The sequence below is a fragment of the Paracoccus aurantiacus genome (genome assembly GCF_007993065.1).
In the GTDB taxonomy this organism is placed as follows: Bacteria; Pseudomonadota; Alphaproteobacteria; order Rhodobacterales; family Rhodobacteraceae; genus Paracoccus; species Paracoccus aurantiacus.
Window position 1 is genome coordinate 11,879 of record NZ_VOPL01000015.1, and the last position, 16,144, is coordinate 28,022.

The 16,144-nt window shown below is 61.3% G+C and carries 7 protein-coding genes and 1 pseudogene; 3 read left to right on the top strand and 5 right to left on the bottom strand.

Annotated elements, in window-relative coordinates; genetic code table 11:
* Positions 1-22: 22 nt before the first annotated feature.
* Positions 23-1,279, bottom strand: coding sequence for an Nramp family divalent metal transporter (locus FQV27_RS18215; RefSeq protein ID WP_377768851.1), 1,257 nt, complete (start codon positions 1,277-1,279; stop codon positions 23-25).
* A gap of 227 nt (positions 1,280-1,506) precedes the next feature.
* Here FQV27_RS18215 and mntR point away from each other — a divergent pair, with 227 nt between their 5' ends.
* Complete coding sequence (mntR, locus tag FQV27_RS18220) at positions 1,507-1,965, top strand: manganese-binding transcriptional regulator MntR (RefSeq protein ID WP_147101374.1); 459 nt, start codon at positions 1,507-1,509, stop codon at positions 1,963-1,965.
* Between the two features lie 129 nt (positions 1,966-2,094).
* On the opposite strand, the gene FQV27_RS18225 is transcribed toward mntR, so the two are convergent.
* Both FQV27_RS18225 and FQV27_RS18230 read right to left on the bottom strand, forming a co-directional pair.
* Entirely contained in the window at positions 2,095-2,844 is a 750-nt protein-coding gene (locus FQV27_RS18225) for a ZIP family metal transporter (protein WP_147101377.1), read from the bottom strand.
* A gap of 267 nt (positions 2,845-3,111) precedes the next feature.
* Entirely contained in the window at positions 3,112-3,978 is an 867-nt protein-coding gene (locus FQV27_RS18230) for a hypothetical protein (protein ID WP_147101380.1), read from the bottom strand.
* 505 nt (positions 3,979-4,483) lie between these two features.
* Here FQV27_RS18230 and FQV27_RS18235 point away from each other — a divergent pair.
* On the top strand, positions 4,484-11,893 hold the full coding sequence (locus FQV27_RS18235; protein ID WP_147101383.1) for a sacsin N-terminal ATP-binding-like domain-containing protein: 7,410 nt from the start codon (positions 4,484-4,486) through the stop codon (positions 11,891-11,893).
* Positions 11,890-14,526 carry a DEAD/DEAH box helicase gene (locus FQV27_RS18240; RefSeq protein ID WP_147101386.1) on the top strand — a complete coding sequence of 879 codons (2,637 nt, stop codon included), beginning with the start codon at positions 11,890-11,892 and terminating at the stop codon, positions 14,524-14,526. Before FQV27_RS18235 ends, FQV27_RS18240 begins: the two co-directional genes overlap by 4 nt.
* A gap of 181 nt (positions 14,527-14,707) precedes the next feature.
* Here FQV27_RS18240 and FQV27_RS18245 read toward each other — a convergent pair whose 3' ends face one another.
* Both FQV27_RS18245 and FQV27_RS18250 read right to left on the bottom strand, forming a co-directional pair.
* Entirely contained in the window at positions 14,708-15,391 is a 684-nt protein-coding gene (locus FQV27_RS18245; RefSeq protein WP_074991450.1) for a UPF0149 family protein, read from the bottom strand.
* A gap of 505 nt (positions 15,392-15,896) precedes the next feature.
* Positions 15,897-16,144: pseudogene (locus tag FQV27_RS18250) on the bottom strand (SAM-dependent methyltransferase); the annotation flags it as partial.

A 16,144-nucleotide genomic window follows, 5' to 3' on the forward strand; every position in this document is an offset into this window, starting at 1 on the left:
TGGATCAACTTGGCAACGCCCTTCAGCCCTGCAAAAACGCAATCGGCACGCCGAAGGTCTGGGCCAGAAGCACGAAGTTGAGGCCCAGCACGGCGGTCGCGCCGACGAGGGCAAGCAGCCGCACCACGGGCCCGGTCACATATGCGCCCATGATGTCCCGCCGGGAGGTGAAAATGATCAGTGCGATCATCGGGACAGGCAGCGCGATCGACAGTACCACCTGGGACAGGACCAGCGCATCCGTCGCGTTATAGCCCAGGGCGACGACACCGAAAGCCGGGAGCATCGTCACCAGCCTGCGCAGCCAGATCGGCACCCGGAAATGCAGGAAACCCTGCATGATCATCTGCCCCGCCATCGTCCCCACGACAGAGCTGGAGATCCCGGACGTGATCAGCGACACCAGAAAGACCGAGGCGGCCGCGGCCCCCAGCAGGGGCGTCAGCATGTAATAGGCGGTCTCGATCTCGGATACATCGCTGTATCCCTGATGAAAGGCGCTGGCCGCCATCATCACCATCGCCATATTGACCATGCCCGCAATGGCAAGGGCGACGACGACCTCGATATTGGAATAGCGCAGCACCTTGCGGCGATCTTCTTCGTGGCGGACCGCGACGCGCCCCTGGGTCAGCCCCGAATGCAGAAAGATCGCATGCGGCATGACGGTGGCGCCGATGATGCCGACCGCGATGGTCAGCGCGGCGGCATCGGGCAATGCGGGGGTGGTCAGCCCGGTGGCGGCAGACGTCCAATCGACCGGCGCGATCAGCAATTCGACAAGATAGCAAAGCGCGATGATTGCGACCATCGTTCCGATGATCAGCTCCATCGTGCGAAAACCCCGGCGCTCGAAGATCAGGATGCCATATGTGACCACCGCCGTCACCGCCATGCCCCAGATCAGCGGCAGGTCGAACAGAAGCGCCAGCCCGATGGCCCCGCCAAGAAACTCGGCCAGATCCGTCGCCATGGCCGCGACCTCGCTGACGACCCACATGCCCCAGACGACCGGTTTCGGAAAATTGTCGCGCGACATTTCGGCCAGGTTCCTGCCCGTCACGATCCCCAGCCGCGCCGACAGGGCCTGAAACAGCATCGCGATCAGGTTGGCAAGCAGAACGACCCACAAAAGCTGATAGCCATATCCGGCCCCGGCCTGGATATTCGTGGCGTAATTGCCCGGGTCCATATAGGCGATCGAGGCGATCACCGCCGGGCCCACGAACAGAAGCCGGCCAGAAAAACCGCGACGTTCCCCCGACAGGACCCTGGACATACCTTGTCTGATGCGCTCTGAGCCGATCATTCCAAGCCCTCTTGCCTATGCTGAAAAATATAGCCACGGCTACATCAATGGCAAGAGGGTTTATTTTGAAACGAAGTCCGAGCAATGCTGGCGGAAGAGGTTGGTTTCCCGAATGAAAAAGATTACCCTCGGCTTCAAAGTGTTTCCGGCACGGAATAGCCATCAGAATGGGCCGAAGGAAAGCCGAGGAAGACCAGATGCCCGATCCCAAACCGGTTCACACGCAAATTCCACCCTCGCAGCAGGCCAGCCGGTTCGCGCGCGCCCGCGAGGTGCAGTCCCGGGCGCTTCTGGAAGATTATGTCGAGCTTATCGGCGATCTGATCGCCGCGCATGGCGAGGCGCGCGTCGCCGATCTGGCGGAACGGATGGGGGTGGCCCACCCCACGGCGACCAAGACGGTCGCCCGCCTCAAGCGCGAGGGGCTGGCGACCGCGCGCCCTTACCGCGGCGTCTTTCTGACCGATGAGGGCGCGAGGCTGGCGGACCGCGTGCGATCCCGCCACCGAACCGTCGTTGATCTGCTTATTGCCCTTGGCGTCCCGCCCGAACATGCGGAACTTGATGCCGAGGGGATCGAGCATCACGTCTCGCGGCGCACATTGCAGGCGTTCGAGGACTTTCTGGTCCGAGGACAAGCGAGGTCCGAATCGTAGGTTGCCGGAAAGCCTCGCATCAGCCAGCGGTGGCCTGCCTTTTGCCAAGATTTGGGGTTCTATGAAGGCGGGGCAATGAATCAGCGTAATTGGCCGGGAAATGGACCATCGGTTCGTGCGGTTATAGGCTCAGCCACCGCCGATCATCGCCTCGATCCCGCCGGACACAAGAGTAAACAGCACAAAGCCGCCCGCAAAGGCGCTGATCGAGGCCTGACTGTCCTCGTCGGCCTCATGCGCCTCGCCCAGCATTTCCTCGATGGCGGCGACTGTCAGCAGGCCCGCGACAAAGGTTAGCGCGACCATCTTGATCGCCTCGGGCGCATTGCGCAGCAGCAGATAGGCCAGCAGCGCCGCCCCCACCGAGAACAGGATGAAAGAGGCCGACAGCCAGATCCGCCGCCCGCGCGGCACGCCCTTGGCACGGAAATTGGCGATCACGGCGTAACCTTCGGGCAGATCGGCCAGCACCTGCCCGAGCGCCAGCGTCAACGCCAGCCCCCATGACAGCGCGGCACCCGATCCCAGCATCAGCCCGTCGCTTGCCAGATCGACCGCCACCGCGACATAGATCATCCACATGCCGGATGTGCCGGATCCCTCGCTCTCTGCCTGACGGCTTTCGACGAAGGTGTCGATCAGGATATACGCGATGGCGCCCGCCGCGAAACCCGCAGCGATCCACCAGCCTTCCAGCACGGCAACCGCTTCGGGCATCAGCTCCACCGCGACAATCGCAATCACGATGCCCGAGGCCGCATGCAGCGCCCAGTTCAACGCCCGCGGCGAATTCGGCCCAAATTCAGCCGCCAGCCCGCCAACGAAATTGCCAAGCCCCGGCAAAAGCGAGAGCAGCAGGATCTGCCATAATCCACTCATCGAACAACCTTTGACTGTTTCTCGTCGGAAGGCAGCAATTGCCTAATGCTAGCGAGCGCTGCATAATAACACATTGGCTGGTGCTAAATGTCCACCATGCTAGGGCGCAGCGTGTTGCAGGAGTGCCGGAAAGCCGACCTTCGCTGCTTCGGTGCTGAATTTCGGCGACGGGCCGGACTGCACTATGCGGCTCCTGAGAAAGCCTCTGTCGAACGGCGCCGTGGCCATCGCGGTTTAATCGCATTCTAAGTGGATTGGCCATGCCTCCTATCGCGGAGTGGCCAGCATCTCTTCGATGTGGGGTCTCAGTTTTTCGCGTCGTGCCTCGTAGAACGCACGGAAATTCGAGATATCTTCGGGTAGTTCTCCCAGAAGGTGATTGTCGAGGTAATTCTGCCGATTCTTTTCGACTGCGAGGTGCTCCCGGAGCCATTCCGCCGGTAGGCGAGCGCGCTTCTCGTTGTTGATCGGCCCCTCAAGCAGCTGCAGGTTCGGCAGGCAGTTGGCCATGCGCTGGATCGTCTCGGCCTCCTCGGGATCGCCCTCGATCTTTTGCAGCTTCGCCCGCGTGAAGCGCGAAATCGGGAAGACGTGATCGACGTTGAATTGATTGCGCAGGTCGACGAAGGAGAAGAGCAGCGACAAAAGTGAGAATGTTCGCTTGTCGCCGTATTCCAGGTGCAAGAGTTCCTCGATTTCCTCGGTCTCAAAGGTCAGCGACTTGCCGCGCTGGATCATAACCCGGCGCAAGCCAGGCTCGGGAAAGCCGTCGCCACCTTCGCGCCGTATCTCGTCCCGCAGTGCGGACAGCAATGTGTCAAGCCCGCTGCCCCAGATCCCAGACGCCTTGAGCAGCGAATGGATGAGCCAGCGCCGGATCTGCTCTCGGTCCTTGGCGAAGCTCGAATGCGTCACATAGTTTGAAGGCACGCCGGCATGGTGCAGGTAATAAGCAATCGGCAGGAGCGCGCTGTCGGCGCGCAATGTCTGCCCGTTAAGTCCGAAGCTGGCGACCAGTTCCACTGAGCGTTTGAGCGCGGCCTGGATCGAGGGCCAGTTCTTTTCGAGCACGGCCATATTCTCGGCCGTGAAGTTCTCCACCTTAAAGCCTACGCTCGCGATGTCCGAAAGCATCAGCCCCGCCTTAAGGACGAAGTCCTGACTGAAGCTGAAGCCTGTTCCCGTCCTGTTGAGTTCGTCGACGCAACTGGGACACCTAGCTCACAGCCCCGATCGAGATCGCGGCGACGCTGCAGCGGCCACTGGCGGACGGGGCGCTACTGCGCCTGGAGGCGCCCGAGATCGGGGGATGAGGTAGGGCAGAGTGGGCGGAGAGCGGACTGTGAGGCCGCGGCATCGCACCTGCGGCAATCAGCGAACAGCGGACCTTCGCATCCCGCTCAGAGGGCTGCGCGACGGGCAGAAAAACGGACCTAGCTCCCACGAAGTACTCTTCTTAAGCGTTCGGTGACGAGCTTCACCGATGGGCGGCATCACCGCCCATCGGGATCCTCGCCGCGAGAGAGCTTCGAAGCCGAGACGATCTTGCGCTTTGCCCTCTTATCCAGTCCACTCCGTAACGTGCGGCTTGCCAAAAGTAATTTCCGCCGTTTCGCCTACTGAGAAGAGTTTCCCGCCCATGACGATGCACCGCGACGAAAAGTCGATCATCGAGGACCTTCGAACCAACCTGAAGGAACGATACCATTTCGAGGGCGGACGGACGCTCCTGCGAGAGCTGTTGCAAAACGCGGATGATTCCGGTTCGGAGCAAGTCAGAATCGCAGTCCTGCATGGCTGGCCCGAGGCAGATCACCCGCTCCTAAGAGTTCCGGGGCTGATGGTTGCGAACGACGGCCGATATGACGAGGAATCAGCGCAAGGCATTGCGCGCTTCGGCGGCAGCATCAAGGCCACCGACACTGCTGCCATCGGGCGGTTCGGGATGGGACAGAAGACAGCGTTCCACGTCTGCGATGCCTTTGTCGTTGTCTCAGAAGGGCACGAAACCGAGGTTCCTCCCCTGGTGGTCAATCCCTACATCGTCATCGGGAAACCCGGGGATGCTTGCGTCGAATGGCAAGTCGCACCGACCGCGCGGGACCGTGATCTGCTTCTGTCCAATGGACTCGCAGGCTTCGCCCGGAAGATGGTCCAATGGTATCCCCTCCGGAGCCCAACCCTCAAGCCGAAGTCGACCACCAGCGGCTTCTTACCCAAGTCCTACGACACAAGCTTGCTGGATGATGCCAACGACCCGTTCTGGCTGTCTGGCATCGTTTCGCTGTTGCGCAACGTCAGCAAGCTCGAGGTTGTCGTGGCCAATGGCACGTCCATTGTCATTGACCGGGCGGCTTCCCCGCGTCTGCGCTTCGATCCCGCAACGCCGGGGCAGACGGATTTCGGCGGTCCGCTATGCGCCGGAATCCGTAGCGTCGGCAAAGAAATGATGGCGCCAGCGGATTTTGGGTCCGATCTGACCGCCTCGGAAGGTTGGCCTGATATCCTCGACCGGCAGGACGATGCCATGGTTTCACAGAAGGCGTTGCCGCATGGTGCCGTAGCGCTTCTCGTCGATCCCGACGGGCAGGATGAGCTCGACATCACGTGGTCCGTTTTCCTTCCGGTCGCGAGCGAAAGCGCGCCCCGCGTCGTCGGGACCGGACAGGTGCGGCTGTTTCTGCATGGCTACTTCTTCGTAACGAGCGGACGGGACGCCATCCTCGGTCATGACAAGGACACGCCGGATGACGTCAGCGCCGCGTGGAACGCGCGGGTGCGCGACGAACTCGTGCTGCCTCTGCTGCCGGGTTTGTTGATGGATGCGCTCGAGTCAGACGCATTGACCGAGATGAGGCTGCAGGCAGTCGTATCGGGCTTGAATGCGTCCGGGCTCATAAGGAACCATCGCAATGCAATCTCGTCGCGGCAAGTTCTGGCGCGGACCTTGAACGACCGAAAGGTCGGCTGGACGCTGAACGCGCCAAATCTTCAATTCCGGGCACTGCCCGCGCCGGAAGATACCCGGCTTCCCCGCATCTTGGAACTGATCCCCGACCTCGAGCAACGCATGGCTGAGTGGAACCTTGTTCCAACAGTGGGGTCCAACGCAGTCCTGGCGCCAGTTGCCGCGGCTTGGCAGGACGAGGAACTTGCGAAAATGGCCGGGCTCCTGACCGCCGCTGCATTTGGTCAGGGGGGAAAGCTCGCACGGTTTGGCGAATTCCTTGATTTTGCACGCCGCGAGCGTCTGGACAAGTCGGCAGGGCTTGTCGCGCCTGTCCTGAGCCTGCTTCGCCAGGCGATGACAAAGCGTGATGTCGATATGGCACAGGGCGAACACATCCGGATGGTCCTTCGCCATCTTCCGGATGATTGCGTGCTGCCCATGCCACCCAGCGTGATGCGCAACAGCCAGATGCGCCGGACGCTAGCCTCGGTCGAGGCCGCGCCGCTGTGTATTCACCAGGACTGGCGTCCGACAAGCTTCGGAGCCGGAATCCTGTCGCTGATCGAAGCAAAGGTCCTCTTGACGGCCCTGCAACCGCTGCTGAAGGACACCGCGACCGAGGACGCGGCCGCAACCGCCGCAATTGCCATCTTGAAGGCGATGGGAGACAATTTGGCCGAGGCGCAGAGCGATCCGGAGTTCCGGACACTGCACATCGTCCGTGTCGACAAGGGGCTTGGCTTCCCGCGCAGCGCTAGCCTCGACGATCTGTCAAAGGCAGCAAGCAGCGGTCGCCTTTTCGCTTACAATAACGAGAACCGGAAGCTTGTCGAGCTGCTCGAACGTGCAGCTCCCGGTGCCGGCGCCATGATGATCAACTACGCCGAGGCTGCCCAGCTCCTGACCGAGCTCGGAGCCGGTCTGACCTATGCGAAAGATCCTTCCTACGAAACGGCGCGTCTTGCCGCAGAGGCAGATGCTTCGGGACCAGATGAAGCGCGTCTCGACCTAATGCACAAGCTCTGGAGCAACGAGAGCAAGTACCGCCCGCACTTGCGCGCGCTCCTTGCCGGACGCCGCGATGCCCGCTTCGATGACCGCGACCTGCTGTGGATCGAAGGTGGGAACGGCGAACTCGACACTTTCGCGCGCAGCCTTGTTGGAAGAGACGACAAGACCATCCTGCTAAATTCGACCCTGATGATGCGCATTGACGCCGTGAAACAGGGACAGCTTGGCGTCCGGAAGTTCGATGGTGCGACACTTGGCGAAAAGTTCGTGGCCAATCAGAGGTATATCGCCGCCACTCCGATTTCGCCCGAACTGTTCTCGGCCTTTTTCACGGCGAATATCCCGGATGAAGATCTCGAACTTCTGCCGATCTTCGAGACCAACCAGGGGCGCGTTGCTGCTGTGCATGGCTTTCGCCAGAACCCGAACTTGCCCTTTCCAGACGGCATCGACGTGCCGATCTTGCACGCCCCGTCCGGCAACGCGGCGCAGGAACAGTTTCGCCGGATAACTTCGGGGCGCATCTGGTCTGCGGAGCGGCAACTTGCATTCTTGCTCGGTCAACCCGAGCCTGCAAAGCATGTTGCACTAATCATCGCAGCCATTCGGGATGGCAGGACAGCGGAAACGCTACCTCTGCTTGCTGAGACGCAATGGCTCACCCTGATCGACGGGCGCACAGTCGCGCCGACGGCAGTAATGGATCTACCAGGCTTGAATTCGGGCCTGCTCCCCTCGGACATGGCAACACGCGAAGATGTATCAGTCGGCCTGCTCGACGAGGACGCCCTGCGTCTTCTGGTGAAGGACGGTGTGCTGAAGGACACCGCCGCAAGCAAAAGTGCGCTTCTGGACCGTCTCTCTGATGGAAGCCTCCCGTGCTGGATCGGCGAGCGGCCCGGTGACATCGCCCCTTCCCTGCAATCTCTCGCAAAAGAGGGCGCGGCCCTGACTTTGCCGGGATGGCCCCTTCTGGCCTGGCTGTTGTCGGCGCCAGGCGCCGAGGCACAGACCATCGTGCGCGAGGTCCAGCAGCACGGGGCTCCTGAGTCTGACCATTTCCATGGTTGGATGGATTCTCTCTCACGCATCGCCGCTTTAGGGAACCAGTCTGCTCGTGCCGTCTATGACTCGGGTTTCCGTGTTCTGGCGAGAACATCGAACGATCAGATCGGGAAAATCCTTTCCGGAACACGGGTGCCAACGCGCGACGGAACCTGGCGTGCCGCCGACGAGGTGGTCGCGCATGGCGGTGCCGTTGCCTTCGCGCATCGTCTTGACCCCGAACTGTCGCGGCTGCTCCCGCAATCGGCACAGGGTTCGAGTGACGACCCGCGAAAGCTTCGCCCAAGTGACGCGCCCGCTGAACTGACGGAAAAGCAGTCCGCCGATAGCCTGAGGCCGATCCTCGCCCGTGCAAAAGTTGCCGTTCCCGCCGAGATGCTCGCCGTTCTGGTGTTCATGCTCGGTCGGTCGGATTGCTGGCGCGCGTTGATGCGTGAAGAGCTTGGGCTGGCCACCCCGGTGATCGAGGGGATCGAGCGCGATTTCGAGAACCAGGTAGACACGGCGTATCGAAAAGGTAGCGACCAGAGCCTCATGGCCCGATCCGCACGAATGCGAATCCAGTTTCGCCCGCGACGCGATCTACAAGGTGAGGACGAGTTCGTCAGCATCGCGGGAACACCCGTGATGCTCCCGCTCGGGGACGCGCAGCCATTGGAGATCGTTGGAACAATCCGTCAGAACTGGAAAAACGAGCAAACCAAGGACCTGCATAACCTGACCAGGCGACGCGCTCTCGACGTCGTGTTGCCAGACGATATGCGTCTGACGGACCGACACGTCACTGAATTCTGCCGTACCCTCGCTGAAGAATATGTCGGCAGTGTAAGGGATCAACCCGAAGCACGCGCAGCTCTGGACACCCTTCTAGCCAGTCGTGCGCGGTTTGCCGAACATGTCGCGAGTGCGGTCAGGGCCGAAGTCCGTGACCAGATGCCGAAGATCCTTGGCGAGATGAAGCCGAGGGAAGGCGGCATTCTGGAATGCGCGCGCAAGGACTACGAAGATGCAGTGCGCAGCGCTGGCGACGGTGTCGAAGCCATTCGCCAAAAGCTCAAAGACCAGCTTTGGACGAAAGTTGATCAACCCAAAGGTCACGCGGAATTGCTAGAACGCGTGCGGACGCGGATTACAGAGGACGGTTACGCCCCGGCACGAGTCTTTTTCGAGCTTTTCCAGAACGCGGACGACGCCTGGCAGCAAGATCCAGCCTGGAGCGATGCTCCCGGAAAGTTCGAGCTGTCACGAGATCGCGGAACCACAACCATGAGTCACTGGGGAAGGCTCATCAATGTTGTCGGTGCAGGCAGTCACGGCGAACACATGGGATGGCACCGCGACCTGTACCACATGCTCCTGCTCAACCTCAGTGACAAGGATCGCGCGGAGGCCGTGACTGGGAAGTTCGGCCTCGGCTTCAAGGCAGTACATCTGCTGGCCGATCAGGTGCGCATTGCCAGCCGACACGTCGCCTGCCAGGTTCGCGGTGGGCTGCTGCCCGATCCTTGGGATCAAGGAAAGGAGCGTTCATTTGATGCGACAAGGCAGGGCCGCCCCGCCACGATCATCGAATTCGATCAAAACGCGGGACAGGACTACGACACGGCTTGGGACGCCTTCCGCCGGTCGGCGCGCTGGTTGCCCGCCATGGCGCGCGGCATCCGGCAGGTCGATATCCGCAAGGAGGCTCTCGTCGAGACCTTCGGCGCCTCCTTCGAAGACACGGGAGCCGAGAACGTCCGCATTCTGACTTTGACCGGAACCGAACCCGGCAAGGCGCTTGTCTTTGACCTGGACGACGAGACCACGCTGTTCCTGCCTCTCGGTCCCACCGGGCCGATCCCCCCCGCCAAAGGAACACCCGGCCTGTGGTTGCTGGCACCGCTGGATGTTGACGCGCGCCCGCACTGGCTAATTAACAGCCGCAGCTTTGCAGTTAACCCAGGCCGGGGGCATCTGCGGGGCACGTTGGACGAACGCAAGGCCCTCTTCCGTAAGCACGGCACCAGCCTCGCGCGCAGGCTCAAGGCCTTGGCAAAACTGCTTGAAAGCCACTGGCCTGCGTTTGCCTTCAAGGCAGGACTATCCAACCCAGACCCGAACAAAGGAAGAAGCCTGTTTTGGACCGCCCTCGCTGACAGCTTCACACCAGATCTGCGTCACGACCTGCTGGGGTCGCTCCACGTGGACGACACCCGACCGCGTGACATCACCAATCTGGCCCCCGACGCCGCCCGGCTAGGCTGGGCGAGCCTAGTCTGCGATGCGCCCGTCTTCCCGACAGGTCTCACCGCCCCCTTTGAGCCGCTGTTGCAAGCCACGGAAGTCCTCTGGCAAGTGGCCGGCGTCATGGAATTGCCGGACGCCGCGGAGCGGCTTGCAGGCCATCCGGCAGCCCATCGATTGCTGTCACGCAGTGTGTCGAGGAAGGCAGCCCGCACGCTCGAACAGATCGGCCTCCGGGTGCCAAGTCCGCTGCACGGTGGTGGCCTTCTGGCGGAGGTCCTACGAGAGTCCCGCCGGATCGACCCCGATCTGGCGACCTGGCTTGGCAGTATCCTATCACCCACGCGCATGGAGCAGGGCGAGAGAGACCAGACCTTGCTCCACTTGCGCGATGCGACATTCCGCATGGCGGACGGCAAATGGGGGCCGGCAGCATTCATGCCGCATGGCAATGACCGGGCAGGTCCGGACGAGCAGTTGATTTCCGAGTTCGTGCCATCGGAATACGTCCTTTCCGGGGATTACACCGGCGACGCGCTCAGCCTTTACGAACTCGCACGCGGTAGCGGTCATCTCGGCAGCCTTCTTGCACCGGCGAGGCTCGCCCAATTCGCCCGCGAATGCAAAACGATCGAAGCGAAGCGCGCGGTCGTGACTTACATGATGCGCGGCGAGAGAGGCCAAAAGCTGGCCGAGGAGTTGCGTGTCCGCTGGTGCAGCTGGCTCCCCCATGATTTCGAAACCTTTTGCGATAGTGACTTCGCACAGGGATTGAACCGCAACGATCTTCTGCGGCACATTCTTCCACATCTCTATGCCGGCGAACACGAGGAACGCCTCGATGGGACCCATTACTCTGCCCCTGAACAGGTATACTACGGGACTGGCCAGCCTGAGGATCTGCCGGATCCAGCACTCGTGCTCGAGCGTCTCCATGCATGGTGGACGCGACAATCCCAGGTGCTTTGCAGCAACTACAGCTTGGAGACATACCCTGCAAACTCCAAACCGGAACGGCTCCGCGACAAGAACTTCGACGATGATCCTGAAGGCTGGTTCACCTTCTTCGCCCAGGGGGTCTTCCGAAGCATCGAATGGGGCAACGCGACCGCCAGCCGCAACTTCATCAAAAACGCCCGGGGCGCCGGCTGGTGGGGAGAGATGGCGCGGATCTCGCAGGCCCATAGCTACAAGCCGTGGACGGATCGGCTGGACGAGCTTGCGAGCATAGACGGCAAGGCCGAGGACTATCGCCGCTGGCGCCGTGCGCTGGGAGAGCTATACGTCGTCGCGCGCTGGCTTCCAGATTACGTCGACGTCTACCAAAACCTGCCAAGATTCGTTCAACGCGACGGAGTGATCAGCCTCGTCGATCATTGGTGGCCGAGTGCCTCGCCGTCGCATCAGCGGCGCGGTACCGAGGGAGCTTCGCTGATCCGTGCGCTGGGAACCGGTGCGAACTGGATGATCCGCGAGGGTGTGCGGGCCGGTATCTGGGGCGATCTCGGCGGAAACATGCACGGTTACGGCTGGGCGAACTCCGAGGCAATGAAGCGTTTCTCGGATCGGATCGGTTGGAGACATCTGCGTGACTTGGGCGGAATGGACGCCTCACGTGAAATCTATTCCGAGTTTGAGGCAGGCCTCAGGGACCGCGCGTCTTTTGGTGGCGCCCTTGACCTTCCCATCCAGCTTTTGATGACCCAGAAGCATGAGAGCGCGCAGGCCGACATCTTCAGGCCAGGACCCTCGACTGGGCCGCAATCAGACGACGAAGAAAAGGACCCCATTAAATGACGACCTTCGCCCCTGAGCAATCCGTTCGGCATCCTGATCATGGTGAAGGCCGTATCGTGGTCGATCAGGGGGTCTTCAGCCTCGTCCAGTTCGGCACGGACATTCATAGGGTGGAGACAGCCCAGTTGATGCGCATCGAGTCGCTGGAGGATCGGCTTGCCGACCTCACTACGGACGACTCGACAGCAACGCTGGCGAAGGCGCAGGCGCTCCTGATCCGGTCGATCAACGACCAATGGGGCCTCTTTACGCGCACCCGGGTTAAGCTTCTGCCCCATCAGCTCTGGGTCTGCCGGCAGGTGACGCGCAATTGGCCAGCCCGCTGGTTGGTCGCCGATGACGTGGGCCTTGGGAAGACCATCGAAGCGGGCCTGATCCTCGATCCGCTGCTCTCCTCGGACCGGGTAAAGCGCGTTCTGGTGCTGACCCCGGCCCGTCTTGCCCCGCAATGGCGCGACCGGATGAAAACGATGTTCGACATCCGTCTCAACCTCTACTCCGCCGACCTCGATCGCGGAAAGGTCAGCTACTGGGAGACGGCCGACAAAGTGGTCGCCTCGTTCCATACGCTCCGCATGGACAGAGCGCGCGAGCGCCTGCTGATGGCCGAGCCGTGGGATCTGGTTCTGGTCGACGAAGCCCACCACTTCCAGGCGGTCGAACGCAGCGCAACCCTGACATATGACCTGCTGAAGGACATGCAGGCCGCAGGCAAGATCGGCTCGCTGGTGCTGTTCACGGGCACACCGCACCGGGGCAAGGACTTTGGTTTCCTCGCCCTGATGCACCTCCTGCGGCCCGATCTGTTCGACCCTCAGCGCGAGATCGAGGAGCAGCTTGCGCATCTGCCCGAAGCGATGATCCGCAACAACAAGGCCACGGTGACCGACCTACAAGGCAAGCTGCTGTTCAAGCCGGTGAACACCCAGACCGTCGACTACGGCTATACCGAGGCGGAGGCAGATTTCTACAACGTCATGAGCGAGTTCATCCTCGATGGGCGGGCCTATGCGAGCGACCTTGCCGGCCGAGAGCGTACCTCGCGCATGCTCTTGCTCATCGCGCTCCAGAAGCTTGCCGCCAGTTCCATCGCGGCGATCCGCAGCGCCCTGTCGAAACGGCGGGGCATGCTGGCGACGACGATTGTGCAAGGTGGAAGCCGCGCCGCACAGATCGCAGAGCCGCCAGAGGATGAAGAAGACGACGAACGGTCCCAACGCGAGGAAAGTGCTCTGGGAGAAAATTCCCCGACGCTCATGTCCGACGAGATCGCCCGCCTCGACGAGATCCTCGCCCGCGCCGACGAAATCACCCATGAGACCAAGATCCAGAGGCTGATTGACTTGATCGAGACCGAACTCCCGGTCGGCGAGCCGGTCTTGCTCTTCACGGAATACAAGGCCACCCAAGCCCTCGTCCTGAACGCATTGGAAGCGCGTTTCGGCGAAGGGAGCTCAGGTTTCATCAACGGTGACGAACGCCTAACGATCTCGAATGCCGATGGCACAACCGAGGCGCGCAGCTTGTCTCGTGACACGGCGGCCGGAGACTTCAATGCCGGACGCACCCGCTTCCTGATCTCGACCGAGGCGGGCGGCGAAGGCATCGACCTTCAGCATCGCTGCGCCACGCTGGTGCATGTTGATCTTCCTTGGAACCCGATGCGGTTGCACCAAAGGGTCGGTCGCCTCAACCGCTATGGGCAGACCCGCGCCGTATCGGTCTACCTGCTGCGAAACCCTGAAACCGTCGAGGCACGTATCTGGTCTCTTCTCGAAGAAAAGCTCGCGCGTATCCAAGCCACGCTCAGTGCCTCGATGGAGGAAGCCGAGGACATTGCCCAGCTCGTGATCGGCATGGCTGGATCCTCGGTATTCGACGAGCTTTATTCCGAGGGGTTTTCGAAACAAGGCCGGGAAACGCTGAAGAGTTGGTGGTCTGCCAACAGCAACCGGTTCGGGGGTGACAACGCGCTCGCGACAGCCCGAAGCCTTTTCGGCTCGGCATCGAAGTACGACTCCGTCAGCATGGCCAAGGAAATCCCGCAGCTTGACCTCCCGCAACTCGAGCCATTCTTCCGGAACGCTGCCAAGACACACGGGCGCAGGGTCACGACCTCTGATGCGGGTCTGTCGATCGCGACGCCCGAGATCTGGCGCAACGATCTGGATTTGAAATCCCGATACGATGGCCTGACGTTTGACCGCGACCTCGCTCCACAGGAGCAGATGAACCGAATGATGGGGATCGGGCATTCCCTTGTCGACAAGTTTCTGGAGCATGCAATCAACCAGCCGGTCTTTGCCGCATATCTCAAGGATCTCGAAAACATGATCCTGCTAGCACGGGTGGAGGACGAACTGACGGGAACGAAGGCGACGGTTCATCGCATCGTCCTCGGAGTGCAACACGGGCAGTCCGCCATCCTGCGGGACGGTGAGCTGTTGTCGTTGCTCAATCACTGCACTGGGTTGGAAGCGGCACCAACCGAACTATCAGTCGAACATGCAGCGACGTTGCGTGAGCTGTCGATGCAGCTTGAGGCATCTGAAATCCCGGGATCGTTTGGGTTCACCTACCCAAAGGCAAGGCCCATTATGGCATTGGTGCCTGCGTCCAACAGAGTTCTATGATAGTCGTGTGCCCCCCGACCAGTAATGGGAAACATGGCAGGGGTGTCGTAACCATTCGATTGTAGCCGCCCTAGCGCGTTCGGGCGATATCTTGGGTGGCCGACCGCTTCGGGGAGGCCGCTCTGTGGCGATGCGTCACCCCGACCGGCCGCAAAGGGCCGTGAGAGACTTGGGCGATCGGTCAGTTCCGACCGCAACATTGCTTGTATTTGCGGCCCGCCCCACAGGAGCATGGGTCGTTCCGCCCGGGCCGGGGACCGGCGTTGAACGGCATCTCGGAACGATTTGCGGGCTCCATGCGGGAAAGCTCGGGACGAGACTGATAGAGTATCGTCGCAACGCAGTTCGGGATCAGATTGGGTGCTTCAAGGTCGATTTCGTCGATCTCCTCATCCGTGAACTTGCTGTGGCCAGTGTATATTTCCTGAAGCGCCATCAAGAAGATCATCGTCGTCCGCGTCTCTTCGTCGGCCTGAGCGAGCAGTCGATCCCAAGCATCCGGTCTTAGCCCCATAGCGCGAGTGAAGCCATCGATCCAAGGCTCCCACATCACCTCATCACTGTTGGGGTCAACCTCGTAGATGGGTTCGATCCAAGGTGAGCGGGTCATCGCCTCCGCAACCGAGTTGTAGTGAGCCATGACCGCACCGACCGTGGCTTCGGCGGTTTTCTGATCGGGAAAATTTGCCTCACCTGTCTCTCCCCAGACATGGGACATCCATTCCGAGGGCGGGATCATATCCGGGCAGGCAAGAACACCGACTACGTAGCCATCAAGTTCACTGAGCGTCATGGGCATGTTCTCGATGGGCAGCGCATGCAACAGCGCGCTGAGACGCTCGAGTTCCTGATCGGACTGGTCCATAAATACCTCCCGGTGTTGCTCGGAATTTTTTACTCTGCGCGACGCCAACCCGCAATCCGCGCGAAGCCTGCTTCAAGCTCGGACAGGAAGATTGCTGCAGGCACCCCGAATGTCCGCAGTGGTGAAGCCGCGACGTAGCATCAGATCGTCGCGCCAACGTCTGCAAAGGGCCGAAATTACTAGTGCCATGTTTCTGCATCTGCGAAATGCTGCATTAGCTGCATGTGGTAGCCTGGGCTCGGAGCAGACATGCGGCGCCGCAGCGGGTCTAACAGCCGGCAGGCATCAGCGGACGTCGCTCCCGGCCCATTGCCGACAGTCGAGATGGCTCGACGCTGCAATGCAGCATTCACCAGACCTGCCGTTCGATCATCGGTGCAGCATTTTCGCTGGCCGGGCGGCGGCTGAGCGGACGAAGGGGCCGTTCGCTGCGGTATAAATGAACGGCCGCTTTTACCGCTTGGCTATACGCATCTGGAACATCGGTTAGAAACACGCCCGCGAGTCAGCGCTTCACCGCAACGAGATCGATCAGCGCCGACATCCCGGCATGCCCCTTCCCTTCCTCGATCTCGCAGTCGTAGGCAGCGAGGTGCAGGATCCGCATGTCGCAAAACCCTTCTCGCAGCATTTCCTCGGTGTACATGTTTTCCGCGTGGGGCGGCCCGCCGGTGCCGTAGGTGATCTGCTCGGGGCGATAGCCGTGCAGCATCAGCATGCCGCCCGGCTTGAGGGTCCGCTTTATGCCCTCGA